The 25442-nt window shown below is 42.6% G+C and carries 20 protein-coding genes; 10 read left to right on the top strand and 10 right to left on the bottom strand.

Annotated elements, in window-relative coordinates; translation table 11 throughout:
• Positions 1-114: 114 nt before the first annotated feature.
• The gene (gene surE, locus V7K89_RS19885; RefSeq protein WP_335190124.1) at positions 115-921 is read left to right on the top strand and encodes a 5'/3'-nucleotidase SurE; all 807 of its coding nucleotides are present in this window, start codon (positions 115-117) and stop codon (positions 919-921) included.
• A 143-nt stretch (positions 922-1064) separates the two neighbouring features.
• On the opposite strand, the gene V7K89_RS19890 is transcribed toward surE, so the two are convergent.
• Complete coding sequence (locus tag V7K89_RS19890; protein ID WP_335190087.1) at positions 1065-1199, bottom strand: hypothetical protein; 135 nt, start codon at positions 1197-1199, stop codon at positions 1065-1067.
• On the opposite strand from V7K89_RS19890, the gene V7K89_RS19895 reads away from it, so the two are divergent.
• From V7K89_RS19895 to secA, 6 genes are all read left to right on the top strand, one after another.
• Entirely contained in the window at positions 1198-2094 is an 897-nt protein-coding gene (locus V7K89_RS19895; protein WP_335190089.1) for an MBL fold metallo-hydrolase, read from the top strand. The genes V7K89_RS19890 and V7K89_RS19895 overlap by 2 nt on opposite strands.
• A gap of 75 nt (positions 2095-2169) precedes the next feature.
• A complete protein-coding gene (locus V7K89_RS19900) occupies positions 2170-2328 on the top strand; it encodes a hypothetical protein (RefSeq protein ID WP_335190091.1) in 159 nt (52 codons plus the stop codon).
• Between the two features lie 270 nt (positions 2329-2598).
• Positions 2599-3663 (top strand): bifunctional riboflavin kinase/FAD synthetase, encoded by a 1065-nt coding sequence (locus V7K89_RS19905; protein ID WP_335190093.1) that lies wholly within the window; start codon positions 2599-2601, stop codon positions 3661-3663.
• Positions 3664-3814: 151 nt separating this feature from the next.
• Entirely contained in the window at positions 3815-4723 is a 909-nt protein-coding gene (locus V7K89_RS19910) for an AAA family ATPase (protein WP_335190095.1), read from the top strand.
• Between the two features lie 532 nt (positions 4724-5255).
• Entirely contained in the window at positions 5256-5852 is a 597-nt protein-coding gene (locus V7K89_RS19915) for a cytochrome C (RefSeq protein ID WP_335190097.1), read from the top strand.
• A 319-nt stretch (positions 5853-6171) separates the two neighbouring features.
• Positions 6172-8964: a preprotein translocase subunit SecA gene (gene secA / locus V7K89_RS19920; protein WP_335190100.1), complete on the top strand. Its 2793-nt coding sequence runs from the start codon at positions 6172-6174 to the stop codon at positions 8962-8964.
• A 212-nt stretch (positions 8965-9176) separates the two neighbouring features.
• Here the strand turns inward: secA and V7K89_RS19925 are convergent, their stop codons facing one another.
• From V7K89_RS19925 to V7K89_RS19945, 5 genes are all read right to left on the bottom strand, one after another.
• Positions 9177-9506 carry a globin gene (locus V7K89_RS19925; RefSeq protein ID WP_335190102.1) on the bottom strand — a complete coding sequence of 110 codons (330 nt, stop codon included), beginning with the start codon at positions 9504-9506 and terminating at the stop codon, positions 9177-9179.
• A 294-nt stretch (positions 9507-9800) separates the two neighbouring features.
• Positions 9801-10022, bottom strand: coding sequence for a hypothetical protein (locus tag V7K89_RS19930; RefSeq protein ID WP_335190103.1), 222 nt, complete (start codon positions 10020-10022; stop codon positions 9801-9803).
• A 54-nt stretch (positions 10023-10076) separates the two neighbouring features.
• Entirely contained in the window at positions 10077-11141 is a 1065-nt protein-coding gene (locus tag V7K89_RS19935) for a catalase family protein (RefSeq protein ID WP_335190105.1), read from the bottom strand.
• A gap of 254 nt (positions 11142-11395) precedes the next feature.
• On the bottom strand, positions 11396-16045 hold the full coding sequence (locus V7K89_RS19940; RefSeq protein WP_335190107.1) for an NACHT domain-containing protein: 4650 nt from the start codon (positions 16043-16045) through the stop codon (positions 11396-11398).
• Between the two features lie 166 nt (positions 16046-16211).
• The gene (locus V7K89_RS19945; protein WP_335190109.1) at positions 16212-16574 is read right to left on the bottom strand and encodes a DUF1304 domain-containing protein; all 363 of its coding nucleotides are present in this window, start codon (positions 16572-16574) and stop codon (positions 16212-16214) included.
• 430 nt (positions 16575-17004) lie between these two features.
• On the opposite strand from V7K89_RS19945, the gene V7K89_RS19950 reads away from it, so the two are divergent.
• A complete protein-coding gene (locus tag V7K89_RS19950; protein WP_335190111.1) occupies positions 17005-18414 on the top strand; it encodes a CHAT domain-containing protein in 1410 nt (469 codons plus the stop codon).
• A 413-nt stretch (positions 18415-18827) separates the two neighbouring features.
• Positions 18828-19661 carry a gasdermin gene (locus V7K89_RS19955; RefSeq protein ID WP_335190113.1) on the top strand — a complete coding sequence of 278 codons (834 nt, stop codon included), beginning with the start codon at positions 18828-18830 and terminating at the stop codon, positions 19659-19661.
• A 129-nt stretch (positions 19662-19790) separates the two neighbouring features.
• On the opposite strand, the gene V7K89_RS19960 is transcribed toward V7K89_RS19955, so the two are convergent.
• On the bottom strand, positions 19791-20237 hold the full coding sequence (locus V7K89_RS19960; protein ID WP_335190115.1) for a CHAT domain-containing protein: 447 nt from the start codon (positions 20235-20237) through the stop codon (positions 19791-19793).
• Complete coding sequence (locus tag V7K89_RS19965; protein WP_335190117.1) at positions 20231-20398, bottom strand: hypothetical protein; 168 nt, start codon at positions 20396-20398, stop codon at positions 20231-20233. Before V7K89_RS19965 ends, V7K89_RS19960 begins: the two co-directional genes overlap by 7 nt.
• 156 nt (positions 20399-20554) lie before the next feature.
• Between V7K89_RS19965 and V7K89_RS19970 the strand changes: the two genes are divergently transcribed.
• Entirely contained in the window at positions 20555-23320 is a 2766-nt protein-coding gene (locus V7K89_RS19970; protein ID WP_335190119.1) for an NACHT domain-containing protein, read from the top strand.
• Positions 23321-23346: 26 nt separating this feature from the next.
• Here V7K89_RS19970 and V7K89_RS19975 read toward each other — a convergent pair whose 3' ends face one another.
• Complete coding sequence (locus V7K89_RS19975; protein ID WP_335190120.1) at positions 23347-24723, bottom strand: hypothetical protein; 1377 nt, start codon at positions 24721-24723, stop codon at positions 23347-23349.
• Positions 24724-24921: 198 nt separating this feature from the next.
• A complete protein-coding gene (locus tag V7K89_RS19980; protein WP_335190122.1) occupies positions 24922-25404 on the bottom strand; it encodes a WD40 repeat domain-containing protein in 483 nt (160 codons plus the stop codon).
• Positions 25405-25442 lie beyond the last annotated feature (38 nt).

The following is a 25442-nucleotide window of genomic DNA, read 5'->3' on the forward strand; positions in this document are numbered from 1 at the left end:
CCACAGTATCTAGTGAGTATAAATGTTTTTTTACTGCTTGTGACCTTAGACATTGACAAATGGCTAATAACAAATAACTAATAACTAATGACCAATGACCAATAACTAATGACCATGAAATTACTAATTAGCAACGATGATGGCGTTTCTGCCTTAGGGATTCGTACCCTAGCCAACTATTTGGCAGAGGCTGGTCATGATGTGAGTGTAGTTTGCCCAGATCGAGAGCGATCGGCAACTGGACACGGGTTAACTTTACACCAACCCATTCGCGCTGAAATTGTCGAAGAGATTTTTCATCCTGCTGTCAAAGCTTGGGCTTGTGATGGTACGCCTTCAGATTGTGTCAAATTGGCGCTGTGGGCTTTATTAAAAACTCCCCCAGATTTGGTTCTCTCTGGTATTAATCAAGGTGCGAATTTGGGAACTGAAATTCTGTATTCTGGCACTGTTTCTGCGGCAATGGAAGGTCTAATTGAAGGCATTCCCAGCGTAGCGCTGAGTCTGATGAGTCACACATCTAAAGACTTTCAAGTTGCTGCTAAGTTTGCCACAGTTCTCGTAGACCAGTTAGCCCAAAAACCGCTGCCAGATTTAATGTTACTCAATGTCAATATTCCTGCGGTCAAATGGGAAGAAATTGCCGGAGTTACTCTCACCCGTCAAGGATTACGGCATTACATTGATGTGTTGAACAAACGAGTCGATCCTCGTGGAAAAACGTACTACTGGTTAACTGGAGAGGTAATTGAGGATGTGGAACCCCCAAGCGGATTAAATCTGCCTCAAAATGTACCTACAGATGTGGAAGTTGTACGTAAAAACTACATCAGTATTACTCCGTTACAATACAATCTTACTTACGCAACTGGATTAGATAAATTATCGGAGTGGGAATTCAATTTTCCTGGAATCATTTAGTTTATCAGGACAAAAATGGGGTTATTCAAATACATCACGAAAAATGTAGGCTATAACGTAGGGGCACTCTTGAAATAAGTGATACACATTCACCCCAAAACCTCAAAAATTCTAACTGACATCTTTCATTCACATTTACACAATCAGCCAGAAACAGGATATGCTGTTTTACCAAGAAATCCTTCCTCTAGCAAAATCGGTGAGACAGCATAAACTTCGACAAAGGAAGTAACAATTCTTTCATTTATCGCCCGCTCAGTCCAGCAAGCAACACCCATGTCTAGGATAGAGAATCAATTTACCGTACAATTTTGGGGCGTTCGTGGCAGCATCCCCAGCCCAGGGCCACACACTGTTCGTTACGGCGGTAATACCCCTTGCATATCAATGCAAACGGGCGATAAACGCTTAGTTTTCGATGCTGGCACGGGACTACATGTTTTGGGGCAATCTCTGTTGCGCCAAATGCCTTTGGAAGCTCACATATTTTTTACCCACTCTCACTGGGATCACATGCAAGGTTTTCCCTTCTTTACACCAGGGTTTGTGAAGGGAAATGACTTTCATATTTACGGCGCGATCGCACCTGATGGTTCTACCATAGAACAGCGCCTCAATGACCAGATGTTGCACCCGAACTTTCCCGTACCCTTGCAGATTATGCAAGCCAATTTAAATTTCTACGACATTCGACCGGGACAACCAATCCATATTGATGACCTTACCGTAGAAACAGCACCTTTAAACCATCCAGGTGAAGCTGTAGGATACCGCGTCAACTGGCGTGGTGGTGCTGCTACTTACATCACTGATACCGAACATTTTCCCGATCGACTCGATGACAATGTGCTGTGGCTAGCTCGTAATGCCGACATTCTGGTTTACGATTCTACCTACACAGACGAGGAATACTACTCACCAAAATCCCCGAAAATTGGCTGGGGACATTCTACCTGGCAAGAAGCGGTAAAAGTGGCACAAGCTGCTAACGTCAAAACTCTGGTGATTTACCATCACGACCCAGCGCACGATGACGATTTTTTGGATCGTGTAGGCAAAGAAGCCGCTGAAAAATTTCCTGGTGCGATTATGGCACGGGAAGGATTGGTACTTCAGGTTCCGACCTCAGTAGTCTTATCAGAATCTTTTCCTGTTAGCAAGTTTTCTACCTAAAGATTGCGATCGGAGGAATTGGAGATTTTAGATTAGATTGGTGATCAGAAGCTTTCAGCGCGAGAGCGTCCCTTTTTGCTGTACGGTGAGACAGCGCTACCCAGAGTTGTCAAAGCGCCGACCACAGGATTGGGGCGACAACAGGAGGACAAACTTTATAGATTCACCAACACAGCCCAGACACCCACTGATACCCTAAGATTGCGGCTGACGATCGCAGTAAAACCTCGTTGAAGTCTCAACATGGAACTAGAACCTTTTTAGCTCTGGTATTTGGGGTTATCTGGACTTAGCAATTAGCTCTCAAGCTAACAGCACAAGAAACCATCTTGGGTGACTTCCCTTGAGTTGGGCTTTTGGCTGATAGCTAAAAGGGATGGCATCAACACCCTGGCTGATAGCATAAGACCTCATGGGCAGTTAGTGAATGTCCTCCTTAAGGCGGTTTACCATAAGATAGCTTCCTGCTGATAGCTAAAATAAACCTAAAATCTCAGAATCCACGTGCTAAATTTGTCTATAAATGGGTGTTCTGTGCGGGTTGCTTTTTCGAGCGAAGGGCTGCTAACGCCGACTGCTGTTGCCCTTGGCAAGTTTGATGGTGTTCATCTTGGGCATCAAAGGGTAATTCAACCAGTCTTGCACGCTGGTGGTCATTTGTCAGTAGCTAGTAGTCCGCAGTCAAAGGAAAATCAACTGACAAATCAAGAATATACCTATTCAACAGTTGTCACCTTTGACCCACATCCACAGGAGTTCTTTACGGGGCAACCCCGGACTTTGTTAACGCCACTGGATGAAAAAGTTCAACAATTGCGATCGCTTGGGGTAGAACAACTGGTACTACTACCCTTCGATAAAGAATTGTCTGCGTTGACCCCTGAAGAATTTGTCGAAAAAATTCTCGTGCAACAACTGCGATGCCAGCGAATTAGCATCGGGCAGGATTTTTGTTTTGGCGAAAAGCGCAGTGGTACTGCTCAAGATTTGCAATTACTTGCCGCCAAGCACAATATTCCCGTTACCATCGTTCCTTTACAAACTTATACAGGTGATTCGTCCACCCAAACCAGTTGCATCAGTACTACTCCGACTCAAGATGCCCGCATTAGCACTTCATTAATCCGCCAAACCCTTGAGCAGGGAGACATCGAAAACGCAAATCTATTACTAGGACGCCCCTACACCCTCTTTGGTGATGTCGTTCAAGGTCAACAATTGGGTAGAACAATTGGCTTTCCCACTGCTAACCTCCAACTACCAAAAGAAAAGTTTGTGCCCCGCCAAGGAGTCTACGCTGTCCGCGTTTTCACTCTCGATGAAACATCAGATACCGCTCCTAGTGAAAACTTGGGCGTTATGAATATCGGTAATCGTCCAACTGTAAACGGTACTTATTCATCTGCGGAAGTACATTTATTCGATTGGTCGGGTGATTTGTATAGCAAAAAACTGGTTGTGCAGCTAGTTAAATTTTTGCGCCCTGAACAAAAATTTCCTTCTCTTGAAGCCCTAAAAACACAAATTCAACTTGACTGTGTTGTTGCTAGAGAAGTTTTGAGTGCTTAGTGGGAACAATAGATAGGGCATTGGGCATGGGAAGAGGCAGAGGTGCAAAGAGGCAGAGGGGCTGAGGGGAAAAACTTACTGCAACTTCTCCCCTGCTCCCCTGCTCCCCTTGTCCCCTGCTCCCCTGCTCTCCCCCCACTCCCCACAACGCATGAGAGAAAAAATCGACGCTTTAATACAAAATCTAGCTCTTACCATCGTTGGCAAAACTGAGGCAATACGCTTAGTGCTAGTAGCCCTGCTAGGTGGTGGTCATGCTCTTTTAGAAGATGTTCCTGGTGTTGGTAAAACCCTGCTGGCTAAATCCCTAGCTCGTTCGCTAGATGGGAAGTTTCAACGGCTACAATGCACTCCCGATTTACTGCCAACTGACATTACTGGTACTAACATTTGGAATCCAAAAAGCGGCGAATTTACTTTTCTGCCTGGGCCAATCTTTACCAATGTGCTATTAGCTGACGAAATTAACCGCGCTACACCCCGCACTCAATCAGCTTTACTGGAAGTTATGGAGGAACATCAGGTAACAGTCGATGGTGTCTCTCGTGCAGTTCCCCAGCCCTTTTTTGTGATTGCCACTCAAAACCCTATCGAGTATCAAGGTACTTTTCCCCTGCCAGAAGCGCAAATGGATCGGTTTATGTTATCCCTGAGTTTGGGCTATCCTTCTGAGGCAGAAGAACTCCTGATGCTGCAAAATATCCAAAATGGTGTAAAAGTTGCTAATTTGCAGCCTTGTATTACCTTGGCAGAAGTACAGGAATTGCGTTACCTCTGCTCTCAAGTAAAAGTGGCAACCTCCTTGCAACACTACATCCTGGAATTGGTACGGGCAACACGCCAAGATGAAGAAATCGCTCTTGGTGTCAGTCCGCGTGGCACATTAGCATTACAACGAGCTGCCCAAGCGTTAGCTTTTCTATTAGGGCGTGATTATGCCATTCCCGATGATGTGAAATTTCTTGTCCCTCATGTTCTTTGCCATCGCCTTATTCCTAGAGGAGGACGCAATTCAAGGACTGTTATTGAGCGATTATTGCGATCGGTTTCTATTCCTTAATACAAAGTGACTTTGATGATCTAAAAAACACCTATCCGAGGTGGTGGTAACTGCATTTCTTGCTGAAGAAAATATTTTTTTGCGCTTTTACTCTGGTTCATTTTGCGTCAGTAGAGTCAGACTTGACTCGCACGCGGACATTGGTAAGGCGTGTATTGTTTACAAGCTGAGAGTTTGTAACAGTATTATCCAAAAAAGTAAGAGTGCTGGATACCGATTGATTTATCTAGTTGAGTTACCTACAAGCATTTTGCTACTAACGATTTATTCTAATTCTGACCGAGAAGATACTGGTGCAAATGAAATCTGAGATATTATGGCTGATTTTTCTAGTGAGTCAGGTTAAAACTACTAGAATATTTTTCCTTGCATAGTCAGTGGTACGCTGAATAAATATTTATATTACTGTTGTGGATATGAAAGATGTGTTGCTTGCCAAAACTATTTACGCAAAATTATAAAACACAGCTAATACTGCGTAAGTCTTATGATTAGCACAAGCGCCACTTTTAAATATCTGGGAATGTGAGGAATGTCAATTTTTGTTAAGCGCAAAATCCGCGATGTCTACGGCGGGCTACGCCAACGCCAATCATTACAGCAAAGCGCCGAACGTGAATTCAAACGCCAATTTTTCGGTTTACTTTTGGTTATTGTAACGTGGAGTTTAGCTATGGGCTGGCTTCTAGCCTTGGCAACTAACGCCCAAAGTGCTACTCCTCCCGCTGAAATTGGCACTGTTGACATAGTACCCGCACAATACCAACTGGGGCAAGAACTCTATTTAGAAAACTGCTCCAGATGTCACATTGCTATACCACCAGCGGTTTTACCTACCCAAACTTGGAAAAATATCCTGCAAGACTCGCAGCACTACGGGACACAACTTCAGCCTTTAGTTGATCCGCCACGCATCTTGGTGTGGAAATATCTTTCAACTTTCTCCCGTGTGCAGCTAGATGACGAAGAAACACCATATCGCGTCAACAACTCGCGTTATTTCAGAGCTTTGCATCCAGGAGTTAAGTTACCACGTCCTGTCCAGATTGGCAGTTGTGTCAGCTGTCATCCCAGTGCTAATGATTACAATTTCCGCCGCCTGACGGCAGAGTGGAAGAACTCGAATTAAGGTGGCGAAGATCACGGGGACAAGGGAGATAGGGAGGACAATGTAAAATATTCACCCTTGTCTTTCCTACTCCCGTGTCTCCCTCTGCTCCTTCTGTGGCCCCATCTGGAGGCAAAATGATACTATGAAGAAAGAGTAAATATAAGATAAGGTTAAAACCAATTAGTTTATTAAATGATTGGCTAGTTTTTATCCTGCTTTTGAGGTAATTCTCATTTCACACCCATCCACAACCAAGACGTTTGGGCTGGGTTAAATGTTTATAATCAATGCCTACCCTTTAATTTTCATCCCCTTTGATTCAGTTCTATAACCTGCCATGCTAAAACTTTTGTTGGGCGACCCCAACGCTCGTAAGCTTAAAAAATACCAACCTTCTGTTACTGAAATTAACCTTTTAGAGGAAGAAATTAAGGTTCTTTCCGATGATGAGTTAAAAGGTAAAACCGTCGAATTTAAACAACGGCTTGCTAAAGGCGAAACCCTAAATGACATATTGCCAGAAGCTTACGCCGTTGTTCGGGAAGCAGGACGGCGAGTCTTAGGCTTGCGGCACTTTGATGTCCAACTTCTTGGCGGTATCATTTTGCACGTGGGGCAAATTGCCGAAATGAAAACCGGCGAAGGTAAAACACTAGTCGCAACCTTGCCGAGTTACTTAAATGCCCTTACTGGTAAAGGTGTACACGTCGTTACCGTCAACGATTACCTGGCTCGTCGAGACGCGGAATGGATGGGACAGGTGCATCGATTCTTGGGGTTGAGTGTGGGGCTAATTCAGTCAAGCATGACTCCCAGCGAACGTCAGAAAAATTACGAGTGTGATATTACTTATGTCACCAACAGCGAAGTAGGATTTGACTACCTGCGGGATAACATGGCGACATCAATGGTAGATGTAGTGCAACGCCCGTTCAATTATTGCGTGATTGACGAAGTAGACTCGATTTTAATTGATGAGGCACGGACACCGCTAATTATTTCTGGGCAGGTGGAAAGACCGACAGAAAAATATCTGCAAGCCGCTGAAATAGCACTCACACTCAAAAAAGACGAGCATTATGATGTCGATGAAAAAGCTCGTAACGTGCTATTAACAGATGAAGGGTTTGCTGAATCAGAAAATCTTTTAGGAGTCACAGATTTATTTGACCCAGAAGATCCTTGGGCGCACTTCATTTTCAATGCAATTAAAGCTAAAGAACTTTTCCTTAAAGATGTAAACTACATCGTCCGCAATGGGGAAGTGGTAATTGTAGATGAATTTACCGGTCGAGTACTACCTGGACGGCGTTGGAGCGATGGACTTCACCAGGCGATTGAAGCTAAAGAACATGTAGAAATTCAGCCAGAAACTCAAACTCTAGCGACAATTACTTATCAAAATCTGTTTTTGCTGTATCCAAAACTGGGCGGAATGACAGGAACAGCAAAAACGGAAGAACCGGAATTTGAAAAAATTTACAAATTGGAAGTTGCAGTAATTCCCACCAATCGCGATCGCAGACGCGAAGATTTGTCTGATATGGTCTTTAAGACAGAAGCAGGTAAGTGGGGGGCGATCGCTAGAGAATGTGCCGAAATGCATGAACTCGGCAGACCTGTATTAGTGGGAACCACTAGTGTAGAAAAATCCGAACTTCTCAGTCGGCTACTGAAACAACTAGAAATTCCCCACGAATTACTCAACGCCCGACCGGAAAACGTCGAACGTGAGGCGGAAATCGTTGCCCAAGCCGGACGCAAAGGTGCTGTTACAATTGCTACCAATATGGCAGGTAGAGGTACAGACATCATCCTGGGTGGTAACTCCGAATATATGGCACGTCTAAAGCTGCGGGAATACTTTATGCCCCGGATCGTTATGCCAGAAGATGAAGATGCCTTTGGCGTGCAAAGAGCAGCCGGATTGCCTACAGGACATGGTGGTGGTCAAGGCTTTGTCCCTGGTAAAAAAGTCAAAACTTGGCGGGCTTCGCCAGAAATTTTCCCGACCCAGTTGACAAAAGAAACCGAAAAACTACTAAAAGATGCAGTAGAAATTGCCGTGCGTGAGTATGGCGATCGCAGTTTACCGGAACTAGAAGCTGAAGACAAGGTAGCTATAGCAGCAGAAAAAGCTCCCATTGATGACCCTGTGATTCAGAAATTGCGGTCAGCTTATAAGCAAATTAAGCAGGAATACGAACAATTTACCGACCGAGAGCATAATGAAGTAGTAGGACTTGGTGGTTTGCACGTCATTGGTACAGAACGCCACGAATCACGCCGGATTGACAATCAGTTGCGCGGACGTGCCGGACGACAAGGCGACCCTGGTTCCACAAGATTCTTCCTCAGTTTAGAAGATAACTTACTGCGGATTTTTGGTGGCGATCGCGTTGCTGGGTTAATGAATGCTTTCCAAGTAGAAGAAGATATGCCCATCGAATCTGGGATGCTTACCCGCAGTTTGGAAGGCGCACAGAAAAAAGTTGAAACCTACTACTACGACATTCGCAAACAGGTATTTGAGTATGACGAAGTGATGAATAATCAACGTCGTGCTATTTATGCTGAACGCCGCCGAGTCCTAGAAGGTCAAGATTTAAAAGAACAGGTGATTAAATACGCTGAAAAAACGATGGATGACATCGTTGACTTCTACATCAATATAGACTTGCCCTCAGAAGAGTGGGAGTTAGAAAAGTTGGTTGAGAAAGTCAAAGAATTCGTCTATCTGCTAGCGGATTTACAAGCGAGTCAATTAGAAGATATCACTGTCAGCGAGATTAAAGCCTTCCTCCACGAACAGGTGCGAATTGCTTACGATCTCAAAGAAGCGCAGATTGACCAAGTTCAACCCGGACTTATGCGCCAAGCGGAACGCTTCTTTATCTTGCAACGCATTGATACTCTGTGGCGGGAACACCTGCAACAAATGGATGCCTTGCGCGAATCGGTGGGATTACGTGGTTATGGGCAAAAAGACCCGCTGATTGAGTATAAGAGCGAGGGGTATGAATTGTTCTTGGATATGATGGTTAATATTCGCCGAGATGTGGTGTACTCGTTGTTCATGTTCCAGCCGCAGCCGCAGCAGATGGTGCAGGCTTCGTCTGAGATGGTGTAGTAGCGGATATATTACGCACAGACGCAAAGGCGCAGAGAGTGCTTTTGCGTCTTTGTGTTTTCAGGCATCTTTTAAAAATATTTTGTTTTCAGGAGTTTGCTGAAATGGTAGGCTGATACTACCAAATCTTCAGGGTATGCAAATGGGGCAAGTAATAACCCAAGTTGCGGGTTATGGACTTTAATAACTCGCTCTATCACCGTCACCTATCCCTAGCGTACTTGGAGCGTAAAATCTGAGATATGCCGTTCCATTAAGGTAATCATGCAGTCTGTAATTGCTGGATAAGCACAGGTTGGCACATCTGCACTTCCATGTACTTGGCCCAAGAAGCGTAGTTCTCGCAACATCTCATCGCTGCTGCCAGCTTTGAGACAATTAATTAAAAATTCCAGCGCTTGGAATAAGTGGAGTGAAAGATAATCCATATCTACCCGTCCAAAAATGGGCAGCACAAAAAGATATTTCTCAAACAGCATTTGATAAAATTCAATTCCCATCTGCTGCTTGTTTTGACTCATCACTTGCCAGGAATCTGCCATCTTTAGCAACAGTTCAGATGGTAGGGCTTCTTCATAATAGACTTGTTTGTAAATTTATAACCCAGCCTGTACAAGGGTTTTAAAGGGTGCTTATATGTCTTCGCTCAACGTAGCAATAAGGATTTGGGATAGTTGATGATAGTTTAGAAACAAAAAATAGGATTTTTAAATTTGAAGTGCCAACATGATTTATTATGCTGTACAATCCGCCAAAGCTATATATGGTAAATATTAGGATTTATAAAAATAAAATTATATATCCTATCTTTACGAGAATTTAATTTTCAGACAGGTTTAATGAAGAATCGCATCTACCATCGGCAGAATTATAGCTGCGATCGCACTTTTTCCCACTCCAGGTTCTCCAGTCAAAATGAAGAACCTTTGATTTTCCTGTTGCAACCATCCGTCAATTTCCTTGAAAACCCACTTGCAGCCAGTAAAGTTTTCGGTGAGTCTTTCGATATCAGGCTCAAAGGCGATCGCTTTTAATTGGGTTGCAACAGTTTCAATCATAGGATGGTGCTTTAGGTACGGATGAATGCTTGATGTGCCAAAGACGATTAGATTTCAAATGGTTGGATTGTTGAAATCATTCATTGTCGGTTCTTGCACAGTCACTTTGTTTAATTGGTGTCGCGTTGCTGCGATCGCTTGATAAACATATTTCCGTACCCGGTTAATCCCTCCCAAAGGTTGATGCTCAACAAGAGCGTGCCAGGGATTAAATGACAAGTTTTCATCAAACCGCCGTCGAGCCTCTGTATCAAACGTTTGCATCGGAATCCGAATGTTTGCTATTTTAATGAATGGTGAGTCTGTCTCACTCCATTCTACTGTCGCATCCTCAACAGGCATTTGATCGGGGTTTTTCTGTAACTGCACCAGAAAATCAAAACAGACCTCTTGTCTACTCAGACTCTCAATCATAACTTCGCGTAAGAAGTTTTCAGATTCTAAATTGGGTGCAATCTGGATATTGCTTTGGGTCACACTGGGTTTAACTGAAAATTTAATCGCATGATGACCAAGTTTGTAGGGAGTTGTACTCCAGTATTGAATTTGGAGTTGATTTGTCACTGGTTTTTTCTGAATCGTCTTCAGAATTTTGAATTGCTTCAAGTGAGATGGAACATACATGAGCAGCAGTGGAAGCGGCTTCAAAGGCTTAAATGGCATTCTCTTTGCCATCTCTACAGCTTTGGCAAAGTCAAGAGCATCTTGAGCATCTTTGAGAAACAGCACTGGATGATTAATCAAAATAAAGTCTTGTGTCTGTGCTTGCTGTTCCTCTTCCAACAGTTTTTCGCCTTCAACTCCCAGGAGTTTAATTGCCATGCCGCGCACATCCCCTTTGGAATCTTGCTGCGGTTTCAAAGAACCATTCGAGAACCGGATGAAAGCTGAATACCGATGCGGTTCTCTAAAGATGCCAAATCTGTACTCTTCAGGCACATCCTCAATAATAAATTCGGCTTTGACGCATCCATGACTTTTAGGATGCTGCTGACGCTGAACGGGATCGGTTTCCTTGTCCAACACTCCAATTGAGCATTGAATCACTTCAGCAATTACTTTATCTTCGTTTGCGGGTGGATTTTCTGGAAGGTTGCGGGGATTACTTTGAGTTTTCATATTCGTTCTCATTAGATTCGATTATAGGTGCTAAAACAGCAGAAGATTTTTGAATAGTGAACAAATTTCCTACTATTGGGACTTAGACAAAAAACACGCAGAAAATAGCCTCAAATCCATATACAGAAAGACTTTGACATCGTTTTGCTTGGTTTCTTGATATTGGGTTTGGGCTATTTTTGAGCATTTGGTGTATTTCCCTTACCCTGCATGGGTTCGAGGCTTGTTTCTCCCTCAAAAATGTTTAAGCCTCGTTAAGACCACCATCGAGAAACGTCTTGAATTGCTTGAGCGGTGTCTGCGATCGCTGCTTTCTTGCCTAGAGTGTTAAGAACAGGAATCAAACTTTCTAGGTCGCTCAGTAAACTAGATCGAGTGCGCTGAGAAAGGAAATACACTAAATGTGTCCAGATGGTAAAGCGATCAGAGGCATTAATTAGGTGAAAAACTAAAACGGTCAGTGCTTCAGCACGAGAGGACTCATATTGAATAGATTGAGCAGCCTCCAGAGCTTTAGGTAGTGCTTCAGGTAGTTTGTCTACTAGAGGAATTAGTGCATGAACACGAAATTCCACATTCTGAATGGATTGGGCAGCTTCCAGAGCTTTAGGTAATGCTTCAGGCAATTTGTCTGCTAGAGCAGTCAGTGCATAGGCACGAGATTCTCCATTCTGAATACATTGGGCAATCTCCAGAGCTTTAAATAGGAGATCTGGGGTCAATTTGTCCACCAGAACAGTTAATCCATAGCTACGATTCGACTCATCCTGAATAGATTGGACAGCTTCCAGAATGTCGAGATTTACACTAGATAATTTGTCTAACTCGTGCATTAGAGCGAATACCAATTGATCGCGATCATACTTATCTTGAATAGATTGAGCAATTTCGAGAGCTTTGGGCAGGTGATGTTGGGTTAATTTATTACTCACTAGAGCAAACAGTGCATGAGCACGATATCTCTCATTCTGAGTCGATCGGATAGATTCTAAGGCTATTGGAAGTGCCTCAGGAAATTGATCTGCCAGTGCGACCAATGCTTCGGTGCGGTAGTCTTCATCCTGAATAGACTGCGCAACTTCCAGAGCCTCTGCCAGAATATCTGGGGTTAGTTCGCCTGCGAGGGCAGTCAGAGCTTGAGCACGGTCATACTCATCTAGAATGGATTGGGCAGATTTTAGATCCGTAGAAAGTGTACTAGATGGACTCTTCTCTAAAAAGAACTCATTCTGAACCAATTGGACAGCTTCCGGAACATCAGGAAGTGCCTCAGGTAGTTTGTCTGTCAAGGCGGACATTGCTCTTATACGAGAGGTCTTATCTTGAATAGATTGGACAACTTCCAAAGCCCTAGGCAGGAGATCTGGGGTTAGTTTATCTGCTAGAGCAATCAAAGCATAGGTACGGAAGTTTTCATCCTGAATGGCTTGAGTGGTTTCCAGAGCCTTTAAAGGTGTATCAAGAAACTTGTCTGCCAGAGCAGCTAGCACTTTAATACATCGGTTCTCATCCTGAATAGATTGAACAGCTTCCAGAGTTTTGGGTAGAAGGTCCGATCCCAACCTCTCTAACAGGGCAATCAGCGCTTCAGAAGTTAGAACTTGATTGCGATAGTACTCACTCTGAATAGATTGGGCAACTTTTAGAGCTTTGGGCAAGAGATCTGGAGTCAATTTGTCTATTAAAGTGGTCAGTGTTTCAGCGCGAGAGGACTCGTCCTGAATTGCTTGAGTAGCTTCTAGAGCTTTGGGAAGCGCTTCGGGTAGTCTGTCTGCCAAAGTGACCAATGCTTTGACACGAGAAGACTCATTTTCGATGGATTGGGCAGCTTCTAAGGCTTTAGGAAGCGCTTCAGGTAGTTTGTTTGCTAACGCAGTCAATGCTTCAGCACGAGAGGATTTATCCTGAATCGCTTGAGCGATTTCCAGGGCTTTGGGAAGTGCTTCGGGTAATTTATCTGCCAAAGTGTCCAATACCTGGACACGATAGTACTCATGCTGAATCGCTTGAGCAGCTTCCAAGGCTTGAGGAAGTACTTCAGGTAGTTTGTCTGCCAGAGCAATCAGTGCATAGGCACGAGAAGGCTCATTCTCAATTGATTGCGCGACTTCCAGAGCTTTAGGGAGGAGATCAAGCGATAATTTACCTACCAAAGCAGTTAATAGGTCTTTAGCATGGTAGTACGGAACTGATTGGATAACCTCCAATGTTTTGGGTAGGAGATTTGGGGTCAGTTTATCCACCAAAGCTATCAGTGCGCTACCACGAGATTCCGTCTTCTGAATTACTTCTATGGCTTCCAAAGCTTTGGGAATTGCCTCAGGCAGTTTATCTGCTAGAGAAGTTAACACTCGAGCACGGTCGCCATACTCACCCTGAATAAACTGAGCAGTTTCCAAGGCTTGGGGAAGTATTTTGGGTAGTTTGTCTGCTAAAGCTATTAATGCATAAGCACGGGAGGACTTATCCTGAATCGCTTGAGCAGTTTCCAAGGCTTGAGGAAGTACTTCAGGTAGTTTGTCTGCCAGAGCAATTAGTGCATAAGTACGAGTGTACTCACTCCGAATTGCTTGGGCAGCTTCCAAGGCTTTAGGAAGTGCCTCAGGTAGCTTGTCTGCTAGAGCAATCAGTGCACGAAAACGAAAGGACTTATCTTGAATTACTTGAACTGCTTCCAAGGCTTTGGGAAGGAGCTCTGGCGTTAGTTTGTTTACTAGTTCAGTCAATACATAAGCATGACGGTATGGGTTCCGGATTGCTTGAGCAGCGTCCAACGCTTTGGGAAGTGCTTCGGGTAATTTATTTACCAAAGCAATTAGTGCATGAGTACGATATTCTGAAAATCGTATTGTTTGAGCAGCTTTCAGAGCTTGGAACAGAAGAGCAGGGGGCAGTTTATCTGCTAGAGCAGTCAGTGCCTCAGAGCGCGAAAACTCATTTTGAATACTTTGTACAGCTTCCAAGGCTTCAGGAAATACTTTAGGTAGCTTGTCTGTTAGAGCAGTTAGCACTCGGGCACGAGAGGATTGATCCTGAATAGCCTGAGCGGATTCTAAGGCTTTAGGAAGTGCTTCAGGCAGTTTATCTGCCAAAGCGGATAGTGCATTGGCACGAGCATATGCATCTTGAATCGCTTGAGCGCTTTGCAGTGCCGCCTGAAGTATCTGGTGCTTCAATGGTTCTGAATCTGTTGCTTGGGCAGCTAGTGCTGTCAAGCTACTATATTTATCTTCAGGGTTTGAAATCTGGCGAGTGTATGCCAAAGCCTTAACCAATTCCCAATATTTATATTTAACGAGAATCATTATCAGTGCTGTTGGAATCCTTGCCAAACTATTGATCGAAGTTTTAATCAATGCATAGCGGCACTGCAATCCAATGCTTTTTCCCGGTTCCCGGTCATACGCCTCATCAGCTTGCGCCCATGCCAGTTCTACATCTGCTAGAAACCCTGCTGTTTCTCCAATTCGGTCTTTGGCATCAAACCAAGCATTGCGCCTATCAACTTCGGTTGCCAGTAGTTCATGCAGTCTTTCAACATACTTCCTGGCTTTAATTGGTGGCTTTTCTAGAGCAGCCATATCCAGTAGGTGAATAGCTAGGTATCGCAGACCGTAGCGATCGCACTCTCGCCAGTCACGGGGATGATACTGCCAGCAGTACTCGATAATTTGCCGATGTCCATCCTTAGGCGAACAGTGGAAAACTCCACTCTTTTCCTTATCAGTCAGGTAGTCTTGTAACGATTGATGAAACAACGTATATGTGTTTTCTGCATAATCGTTTTGAACAACATCAAGAAACTGCTGAACAACTCTTAAACGCTGTCCCAATTCAGTTTCATTTAGCTGTTCACTCAGCAGATTAGCCAACTCTTCTTCAGTCACAGGTGCCTTTGTGACCGTTAAGATTCCGAAAATAGGTTGATACTTTCCTTCCCATTCAGTTTTAAGGCGTAATAGGAAGTTATAATATAACTCATTAAGACTTTTTGGCAAAGTAGCCAGATTATCGATGGGTTGTTCACCCAACTCAATATCATCCAGCAATACTTTGGTGTAGAGAAAATTTCCTTTCGATAGTTCGGTTATCTGATTAATCAGAGCTTCAGACTGTACCTGAAATCTCTGAATTTGTACTTGTATTGGCTCACTCAGCACTCTCCCATCTACATACTGATGAATATCCTTCTTGTTCTTTTCAGAGAGTTCATTCAGATGGTAGTAGTAAGGCTTGAGTGTCTCAAAGTAACTGAGTACCCGTTGTTTGTCTGGACGCGAAGTCAGGATAAAGCGCACCCACGAGGGTAAGTCATCAACACTAGAAAGCAACGTCACCAGATTGTTCTCATTGCTGTAGGTGACTGTTTCATCTAGAGAATCGATCAAAATTGAGACAGGTTTTTTCGGCGGATTAGGCAATGCTGCAAGCGCGCGACGCAGCACAATATCCAGAGCTTCTTTGGGATAGTGGATGTGCAGGTTCTCAATCACTACACCCTGAACAATACTATCCTTAATATTCTCAATGTTAATTTCAACGTTAACTTTAAGAAATAAAGGTTTAACCGTGTTAACGAGGGCTTCCCCATAGTCTGGGAAGTATTTGATCAGTTGAGCTGCCAGAGACAATAGGACATTGTTCGGCTCAACGGTGCTGATTTGTCGAGCAATGCAGAAGTGATAGGCAGCAATGTCCTTACGAGTTTGGGTTAAACGAGCAGCGATCGCACTTTTCCCTACTCCTGGTTCTCCAGTCAAAATGAAGAACCTTTTATTTTCCTGTTGCAACCATCGGTCAATTTCCTTGAAAATCCACTCTCGACCCGTAAAGTTTTGGGTAAGTCTTTCGATATCACGCTCAAAGGCGATCGCCTTTAATTGTGTTGAAACAGTCTCAGTCATCGTTTTTGACTACATGATGCTTGTAGTTGTTTTAGACAGTTAAGGCGATCGCCCTTATAGTATTTTTGAAGAAGCATACGCTTTCCAATAAAAACTTTGGTTGCAAACACGTTGATTCTTCAATCGTTCACTTATTTACAGACATTTATTACCCTTGGAATCTCAATCAAGAGTGTGTTAACCAGACAACAGCCAATGCAACAAATGCAGGAAGTGTTTGAAGTACAAGAGTTGTCCATTTTAAGGTCAATGCACCGAAAACGCCAGCGATTATGACACACACTAGAAAAAAGACACGGATCTCTAGAGAATTGCTTTTAGCAAAAGTACCCCAAATTAAGCCAGCTGCAATAAAACTGTTATAAAGACCTGCATTTTGTACAATTGGAGCAACTTTACTGGCTATCTCGGCAGTGAAATCAAGCCTTTGGTAAACTAATGGATTCTCCCATAAAAATATTTCTGCTACGGAGATAGCAATATGAATAGCGGCAATAATTAAAACACTGATAGTACTCATGATTGACATTTTAGAACCTAATCTTTTCCTAAAATATATAGCTTGGGCTGTTTCTAAGCAGCACTTATCAATTAAAAAAAACCAGCACAGATATCAAGGTTGACATATAGCTGAGTTTGAATCACCAGCTTAACAAAAGTGCTACATCACAACTATATTAATCCAGGTAGTTATACAGCTTTTGTATTTCCATCAAACTACCTCTATTCACAATATAAAATGTTATTTATTAAGTTTTTATTCTTAATACATACATTTTTTTACTATCTTATTTAACATAGTATATACTAGAAAACCCTTAGAAATATAAAAAATACACAAATGCATGATATTGTTATTGAATTACTTATTAATTTAAAAAAATTAACATTACTTTAAAGACTTAAATAAAGCTAAATCAACTCATCTACAACACTGCCATAGGCAAGAGATACAACCAATGACCAAAGAAAGACAATATCTTGACTTTTATCTACAATTAAGAGATTTGGATCGCCTTACCCAAAGCTTCAAAGTTGCCGTTTTACCATCACCTGCGGTTGGCGAAAGTCGAGAAGCAACTACTGTAAACTACAACTACGATGAGCTAGCAAAAAGCCTCAGTCGTTTGGAACACAGATTAATCGATCAAAAAAGCCTAATTCAATTTGGTGAACATCTAGCAAACTTACTCTTGCCCCTTGGAGAAATTCGCACCCTGTTTGAGCAAGTTGTCAAAGATGCAGGTCAGGATGGAGGTGTGCGATTACGCTTACTGACCAGTGAACCCAAACTAGCACGACTGCCTTGGGAATATACTTATCTCCCTCTGAACAAAGGTGAAGAAGGCTATCGGCACTTTTTGATTCTCAATCCTCAAATTTCACTAGTCAGACACGAACCCATTGCCAAGAAGCATCCAAAAGTTGAGGGCATCGATCCTAAGCAACTTCGCCTGCTAGTAGCGATGGCAAATCCCAAAAAAGACCTTAAATTAGACCATGAAAAGAATAATCTGACGAAGGTACTTGAAGAATTTAGTGTAGATGACGTGACTCTGGAGTGGCGACCATTACTTGAAAACGCGACGATTCATGACTTAACAAATGACCTCATGAAGAAAAAGCCAGAGCTTTTCTACTTTGCAGGGCATGGTCATTTTGACCAGGAAGGTTACATCTTACTACAAACAGATGCATCTGGGGCACCCTATTCAATGCCTGCGACTCAGTTAGCATTGCAACTTAAACAAGCAGGGGTTAGGGTCGCTGTTTTCGGAACCTGTGAATCAGCTCGACGAGATGGGGCTTCAGAATGGGCAGGGGTTGCTCCTACATTAGTTGCTGAAGGAGTGCCAGTTGTAGTTGCAATGCAGTATGAAGTCTTAGATAACCATGCGATCGCATTTAGTGAAATATTTTATGCAGCCTTAGCGGCTGGGTTATCGGTAGATGAAGCAGTTGCCGCCGGAAGGTTAGCGATGCTAGGGCAAGATGCAAGTAATAGGCAAGATGAAAGCAATGAGCAAGATGCAAGCAATCGGCAAGATGCAAGCAATCAGCGTAAGCTTGGAGTCGTTTCAGAATCGTCAGATTCTAAGTCCCTTTCTAACGAAAAGCCAGCTAACGTGCAGTGGGGAGTGCCTGTTTTATATATGCGTTCAGCAGATAGCATTATCTTCCCTAGAAAAACATCTGCGGTTGCAAAGCAGATTCGTAGAGTCATTCAGCAAAATATTGGCTCTATTAAAAACGGTAGTGAATTCACTGGTCTTAAGGTTAAACGAGCAAAGGGTTCATTTGAGTTTGTCCTGAATATTCAAGAGATTGATAATTCAAAGGTAACTGGAGTAAAGATTAAGAAGTCATAGTAATTAATTTTTTTTAGGTTCAATAGGTATTTTAATCTCTGCTGAATCTCCAGCTAGAAAGGATAAGTTATTCTAGATTATTCCGTTTATAATCATTTTGTGCTGATCAGCTTATAAAAATTTATGATTGCCCTGTTATGTCTGTTTAAAATAAGCAGCAATTTCACTGTAGTCTTCCTCAAAGCAATTGCGATCGCCTTGGTCTTAAGTCCACTGTTAACTGCTTTCAACCCAACTATGTATCTATAAAAAAATTCATAATTAAAGAGGTTTAATACTGTTCAACTTGTAAAATATTTTTTCTAATTTGATCAAAGCTCTGGTATCTTTATCTTGAAGTTATTCCTTTTTGGGGAATAGTTAAATTGAGATTTATAATTTTGGTGATCAAACTATATTAAGGATTGTCAAACATGGCGACTTGCACAGACCAAGCAATTGACCACTTAAACCAACTTGGATATAACGCAATTAAACTTCCGAGAGAGGGAATCACCCCATTAACTATTTTATCCCGCGATCCTAAAACTTCAATTTCAAGTATTTATGGTAATATTACAGATATAATTGCCGATCCAGTTCCATCTCTTCCTAAAGTTTTTGAAAATCTTAAAGCAGGAACAATCAGTGGATTGAGAACAAATAAGTTAGAGTTAAAGTTTGGTATTTCAATTCTTAATGATCTCTTATCTGCATTGGGTGGAAAGAGCGCAGGTATAGAATCAGTTTTTGGAAAAGCTTCTAGAATCGAGTTTGAATATGAAAATGTTCAGTATGACACTGTTATGCCTGCTTCTGTTACTAAATTCTTGAGGGAAGCGAGTCCTTCGATTGATCAAAACTTTGTTCCTCAATTTAATGAACAAGGAGAAGCTTACATCATTATTGATATTCTAAAATCTAACTCTTTTGGTATTAGGCTTTATCAGGACAGTGAGCGAGGAATGGACATTAATATCGACGCTCTTAAAAATGTAATTGGATTAAGTTCAAAAATTTATGTGGAAAAAAAGGTAGATACAAAAATCTCTTTTAATGGCAGCCAAGCTCTCGGTTTCGGTTTCAAAGCTTGTCCAATTTGGGTAGAGACTGTTGGTGGAGTTTCGCGATTTAAGTTAAACCCTAATACAAACCAAAGTGTAGCCCTCAGAGGCCGCACAGAATCTTCGACTGAACCGACTTTAGATGATGAGGATGGGTTAACGCCAGTTTTGATTGCTCCCAATCAATTGATAGAATTAGCATAGATTGAAATCGACAATAGGAAGTGATCGCTGTTCACTTGACTTCTTTGAGTAATGCTACAGTAAAAATTGCTTAAGATTCTCTAGTAGAGTTTTTCGATTGATAGGTAGGGAAAAGAGTAAAGGATGAATTTAAAGTAACACAGGAATGAGATGTTCTGGTAGCGGTTCAACTTTTTCAAGATCAACAGGGATAAGCTTGCGCGATCGCGTAGTTGAAGAAAAGCTTGCAAGTTCAAATTGAATCGCGTTACAACCTAGTTCAAAAGCAACATCAATCGATTTATCATAACCTAATCCATCATAAAATCCTGTCGCAAATATGATCGTTGCATCATCTCGCACAGATTGTTTCATCCCAATCACATAATCAATATGCTTGACAATTGCCTTTGCCTGTGCCTCTGCATAACAGGCGTTAAGTACTACACACTTGATCTCTGGGAATAATTTAAAAAGTCCTGAAAGAGCCTCACTTGTGGCTGGCTTAGGTTCTCCATTCTGACCAACCAGTACTAATCCTGTCTGTCCCTCCCCATGCCCAGAAAAATGCACAATATCAGGCTTTTCTTCTAGCAATGCTCTTCATAGAGAGCTTGAATCGACTGCCCATTTGGAGACAGATGAAATTGGTCACGCAACTTTGAGCGCTGCAAACCGTCATCTATTTTGCTAACCTCTTTATCTAAGTCTAATCTAGCAGTTCCTGGAGGATTTGCGGCGAGGAATAGAATTTTCATAGGGCAAGCGGGTATCAGTAAAAATTTAGACCACCCATGATTTACAGTTTAATCTTTAGATCACTGATCCTGTCAGATTTGTTTTTCTAGGGAAAATTGCGTAATTATGCTTGTACTTTATGAAAAGTATGAGATTACATAAAAACGTGAAAAGCAATGCCAAAAATCCTGATTCTGTCCTCTAATCCGAGACGAGATCTGGATCTTAATCGAGAAATCGCGGATTTGACCTCGGCGATACAGCGTTTGGGAACGTTTGAACTCAAGTTTGGGTTTGAGGTTCGCTCTCAGGAGTTACAGGAACTACTTGCGGAACATAGTCCACGGATTGTTCACTTTTGTGGGCATGGAGCAGGAGAGCAAGGGTTACTTTTCCAGGATGAGAATGGACGGGAACAGCTTATTAGCACGGAGATACTGACTCGAATATTCAAAACTTTTTCAGATGAGATTAACTGTTTGGTGCTGAATGCTTGCGACAGCGATCGCCAGGCAGAAGCGATCGTGGAAAATATTAACTATGTGATTGGGATGAGTCAGCCCATCCTCGATAAAGCTGCCCTTCTCTTTTCAGTGGGCTTCTATAAAGGGTTAGCAGCAGGAAAGTTAATCGAGCAAGCGTATGAAATGGGTTGTATCGCAATTCATATCTGGAGCGAAACCAATTCCCAATCTACTCAATCTAGGCAGTATCGCAAGCTTGAATATGCTGGAAAGGTTGGACAACCCGCACAACCTGATCTGGCAGAATATCTGAAGCCAGTATTACTGAAAAAGAGTGAATTATTCCCCTCTAACGTAGCTGGGAGCGGCTCAGTTCCAAAGGTTCCTCCTTTGCCAGCAGCGTCCAAGCCTCCACAGGAATTTGTTGAATATGTTCAACAAGAAGCTGATCGCAAGCAATACAAAGATCACGCAAGAGTGGCTTATGACAATTTTGGGCAGTTTTCTGCTCAAAATGCCGCTTCTGTGACCAAATGGCAGTATGCACAGCGTAAGGTAGTGTTAAGCAAGATGAAGTCATTTTGGATTGAAGGATTTCTCAAGCCTTCGCTCCAGGGTGATGCTGCTATTAGCCTTGACATGAAAGCTCGTCCAGACGCGATCGCCGATCTATCCCAGGGAATTGAGGCATTGTCTGTAGAACTGGATACGTCCTATGAAAAGCTACGAGACACGCAAATTTATGAGGAAATTGGGCAAGGTCGGACGCTGTTGATTTTAGGATCTCCGGGAGCCGGAAAGACGATCGCCCTCCTGCAATTGACACAACGCCTGATCGAACGCAGTGAAAAGAATTTGAGCTTACCAATGCCCGTCGTATTTAATCTATCTTCTTGGGCAAAGGATCAAAAGCGGATTATCGATTGGTTGATTGATGAGCTACAGGAAAAATATCAGGTTCCAAAGTCATTGAGTGAACCCTGGATTACTCAACAGCAGCTTATCCTATTGCTGGATGGACTGGATGAAGTCAAAGAAGACCATCGCAACGATTGTGTTCGTGCTTTGAACACGTTTATTGGGCTATTTCCCCAGACTGAGTTGGCGGTTTGTAGCCGAGTCCGAGACTATGAATCGCTGACAGAACGCTTACAGATTAGCAGTGCTCTTTGCTTGCAACCCCTTTCATCTAAGCAGGTGTATCAGTTTTTAGACCGTGTTGGTGGATCTCTGACAGGCTTAAAAACGCTTTTAAAAAGAGATGCGGAACTAGAGCAGTTTGCTCAAACTCCGCTGATTTTGAACCTAATGAGTGTGGCATATCAAGGATACTCAGTGGAAACTTTGAAGACTGAACTTCTATCACACAAAGAGCGAAACCAACATCTATTCGATACTTATATTGAGCGCAGGCTAGAGCGAGGTGCTAGTTTAGAATATGACAAAAAGAATGTACTGCGTTGGCTGAACTGGTTGGCAAGCTGGATGGTGCAGGAAAAGCAAACAATCTTTTTGATTGAGAAGATACAACCTACTTGGTTAAAGAATAAAAGTGAGGAAAGGGCTTATCAAATTATAATCTTTATAGTTTTTTGGCTGATTTTTGGTCTGATTTATCTGTTTAGTTTCTGGCTGAATGGGGTGCTGAGGAATGATGATGTGTATACTGCGCTGATTATTGGGCTGATTAGTGCGCTAATTGCTGGCTTCCAAAAAAGAATATCACCGTTAGAGCAACTCAGTTGGTCATGGGAAAGGGTTAAGTTCAGATTTGTAAATCCAGTGGAATGGGAAGTTGTTATTGCCTATTGGCTACTGTGCTCGTGGTATTTTGTTCCGCTGATTATTGTTTTGATGGGTTACAAGCTAATTCGTGGGCTGATTGCTGGTTTACCAAAAGAAATATTATTAGAGCGACTTAGTCGGTTATGGCAAACATCTGGGGTTTTCAACCCTGGACAGGTACGGTCAACTGGTGGTGTTGGGCTAATTGAGGGAAAACCATTAACTGCCGGGGTAATTTTTTCGCTAATTTTTACTCCGATTATTATTGGGCTAATTAATAACTGTCAACCTCCTATGATAATTACGATTATCGGGCTGATTATTGTAGTGGGAGGTAGCGGATTGGGTAGTTCTGAAATAGTTAAGCGAACAATTCCAAATCAGGGAATTCGCAATTCTCTGAGAAACTCCCTTATTATTGGGTTGATTGTTATGTTTACTGGTGGGCTGTTGTTTAGGACGTTTAATTGGACAGTTATGGGTCTGGTTTTGGGGATGATATACGGTGGAGCTGCTTGTATTAAACACTTCACTCTGCGCCAGATGCTTTACCTGAAAGGTCGTATTCCCTGGAACTATGCAAAATTCCTAGACTTCGCTTCAGACCGTCTCCTAATGAAAAAAATTGGGGGTGGCTATGTCTTTTTCCACCGGATGCTTTTGGAGCATTTTGCTCGGATGAACCCAAACTAGTTACCAGCATCAAATAACTGTTGCTTTTATGGCTTTGATCCTGGAAGATTACTCAAGCTACGACTCGCAACATCAGCACTCAGTCCCCAGAGAATTAATCCTAAATAATCGGCAAAAGGTCTAGCACCGAAAGTCGTGCCATTCTCAATATAAAGAGAGCTGATCCCCGCAGCCGATAAGCCAACAAGCAAAATTAGAGATAGTAGCGGACGCACCACCCAGAAAGTTGCTTCAGCACGAACCTGATCGGACACACCAGAAAGATTAACCAAAAGCTGTTGAACTTTACCTAATCGACTGGGTGTAGTCTTTGCTTTTCCAGTTGGTTGGTTTATGCGATCACTTGCAACTGTAATCTCTTCTACCGATCGCTTATAGGCTTCAACACTTGAATTTCCTGCTCCTCTGGCTCCAATTTTGTCTAAGTCCAAACTAATTTCCTCTAAAACTTTTTTCGCATCGGCATCTTTTCCCTCAGCAATACGCAGCCGAGCTTGTTTAATTTTTCTTACGTATTCATCTTCGTCCGCAGGAAAATCAGTAGGGGAATTCTGTGCTTGCTGATTAAACTGATCTTCTAGTGCTTGCAGTTTGACTAGGGTTTCGAGGCGATCGCGAATTGTTTGCACTTGAGTTGGTACAACATCCAATCGCTCGCGGACTACAAGTGTGCGAACTTCAGTTACCATACCTGCTAATAACTGTTTATTCTGATCTTCTAATTTTGCCCCGGCAATATCTGCTTGCAAACGGTAGACTTCTTCGAGTGCTTTTGCTTGTGGCTCACCGCGCTCCTGCATATACTTGAAAAGTCTGCCCAAAACCACACCAAATAACAGAACAATCAGTGGAAATAGCGGGCCACTCCGAGCGCTTAGGTTAATTGGCAGAGAGAGGCGATCGCTGCGATTTTGTAAAGTTAGATAAACTGCTCCACTATATTGATCGGGAGGTATTGCAGAACGCCCAAGGATAAGCGGGATGCTGATAATTTGGTTGACAGGTAGGGTTTTGATATCTTGAGAAAGAGAAATAGCTTGGTTATTAAGCTGATACCCTGTAAAATCACCTTCTACAACTACTGCTGTGTTGAGGATGCGAACAGGAACCTGAGTAGAATTATCAAACCAAAGTTCGCGTTGGTTGATATATGCGCTAGCAGGTAACAGTAGCCGAGCTAAAGCGCAGTCTAGCCACCCTCCACAATTAACTAGCTGAAGGCGAATTTGCTCGGTTTTCTTCAATGGCAGCAATTTTGGGACTGCATCAGGCTTTGTTGTTTGAGGTATTACTACTGTTGCAGGGTTTTGTGCATTCACTTCAGGCGGAGACTCTGTTTGTGCAAGGACTGGTGCTTGCATTAGAACAAGAGGTAAAAGCATTGCAGGGAGCCATTGTTTCATCTATCTAAACTTCTCGTTAATACCAATACAAGCTGTAAGCGTAGAGGTGCAGAGGCTTATTGTCAGACATCGCCCTTGCTGCACAAATCAAGCTCTGTAAATATTGGGGTGAATAAGTGATGTAAGTATCACTTATTTCATTGATTTATTCAATCATCAGTTTAGGTTATTACTTGAGGTCAACGTCAAAAGTTTTCATCAAGCGGCATCTGTTGGTTGAATTTGCCAAAGCCTGATCTCCAAGTCATCACCGCCACTAGCCAGAAGATTTCCATTTGGGCTAAAAGCGACAGCACGAACTTCACCCAAATGTCCAGCGAAGGTTTGAAGGATCTTTCCAGTTTGCAAATTCCAAATCTTCACAGTATAATCCGCACTAGCACTAGCAATTTTTTTACCATCTGGACTAATGGCAATACACCAAATCCGACCTGCATGACCTTCGAGGATGTGGGGTATTTTTTTCGTTCCCGTTGTTAAATTCCAAAGTTTGATTGTTCTATCTGCCCCGCCACTTACCAATGTTTGACCATCAGGGCTAATTGCTAGTGATAAGACCTCACTCAGATGGGCGTGAGCGATGGTATGGAGTGGCTGATTAGAGTTCTCCTTTAATTGCCAAACTTTATAGCGGTTCTCAGTTGGGTGCAATATAGTAACAGCAGTGGGTGAACCATCCAATAATGTCTTTTTTAGTTACCGCATTCAGAGCATTTGTA

The sequence above is a fragment of the Nostoc sp. genome (genome assembly GCF_036917515.1).
Taxonomy (GTDB): domain Bacteria; phylum Cyanobacteriota; class Cyanobacteriia; order Cyanobacteriales; family Nostocaceae; genus Nostoc.

What these genes read in the sequence shown, in the direction of transcription:
- V7K89_RS19965 (WP_335190117.1), bottom strand. Translation starts at nt 20,398, where the DNA reads ATGAAAATTCTATTCCTCGCCGCAAATCCTCCAGGAACTGCTAGATTA.
- V7K89_RS19930 (WP_335190103.1), bottom strand. Translation starts at nt 10,022, where the DNA reads ATGATTGAAACTGTTGCAACCCAATTAAAAGCGATCGCCTTTGAGCCT.
- V7K89_RS19895 (WP_335190089.1), top strand. Translation starts at nt 1,198, where the DNA reads ATGTCTAGGATAGAGAATCAATTTACCGTACAATTTTGGGGCGTTCGT.
- V7K89_RS19945 (WP_335190109.1), bottom strand. Translation starts at nt 16,574, where the DNA reads ATGTCAATCATGAGTACTATCAGTGTTTTAATTATTGCCGCTATTCAT.
- V7K89_RS19915 (WP_335190097.1), top strand. Translation starts at nt 5,256, where the DNA reads ATGTCAATTTTTGTTAAGCGCAAAATCCGCGATGTCTACGGCGGGCTA.
- V7K89_RS19950 (WP_335190111.1), top strand. Translation starts at nt 17,005, where the DNA reads ATGACCAAAGAAAGACAATATCTTGACTTTTATCTACAATTAAGAGAT.
- V7K89_RS19955 (WP_335190113.1), top strand. Translation starts at nt 18,828, where the DNA reads ATGGCGACTTGCACAGACCAAGCAATTGACCACTTAAACCAACTTGGA.
- V7K89_RS19940 (WP_335190107.1), bottom strand. Translation starts at nt 16,045, where the DNA reads ATGACTGAGACTGTTTCAACACAATTAAAGGCGATCGCCTTTGAGCGT.
- V7K89_RS19935 (WP_335190105.1), bottom strand. Translation starts at nt 11,141, where the DNA reads ATGAAAACTCAAAGTAATCCCCGCAACCTTCCAGAAAATCCACCCGCA.
- V7K89_RS19925 (WP_335190102.1), bottom strand. Translation starts at nt 9,506, where the DNA reads ATGGCAGATTCCTGGCAAGTGATGAGTCAAAACAAGCAGCAGATGGGA.
- V7K89_RS19970 (WP_335190119.1), top strand. Translation starts at nt 20,555, where the DNA reads ATGCCAAAAATCCTGATTCTGTCCTCTAATCCGAGACGAGATCTGGAT.
- V7K89_RS19890 (WP_335190087.1), bottom strand. Translation starts at nt 1,199, where the DNA reads ATGGGTGTTGCTTGCTGGACTGAGCGGGCGATAAATGAAAGAATTGTT.
- surE (WP_335190124.1), top strand. Translation starts at nt 115, where the DNA reads ATGAAATTACTAATTAGCAACGATGATGGCGTTTCTGCCTTAGGGATT.
- V7K89_RS19910 (WP_335190095.1), top strand. Translation starts at nt 3,815, where the DNA reads ATGAGAGAAAAAATCGACGCTTTAATACAAAATCTAGCTCTTACCATC.
- secA (WP_335190100.1), top strand. Translation starts at nt 6,172, where the DNA reads ATGCTAAAACTTTTGTTGGGCGACCCCAACGCTCGTAAGCTTAAAAAA.
- V7K89_RS19975 (WP_335190120.1), bottom strand. Translation starts at nt 24,723, where the DNA reads ATGAAACAATGGCTCCCTGCAATGCTTTTACCTCTTGTTCTAATGCAA.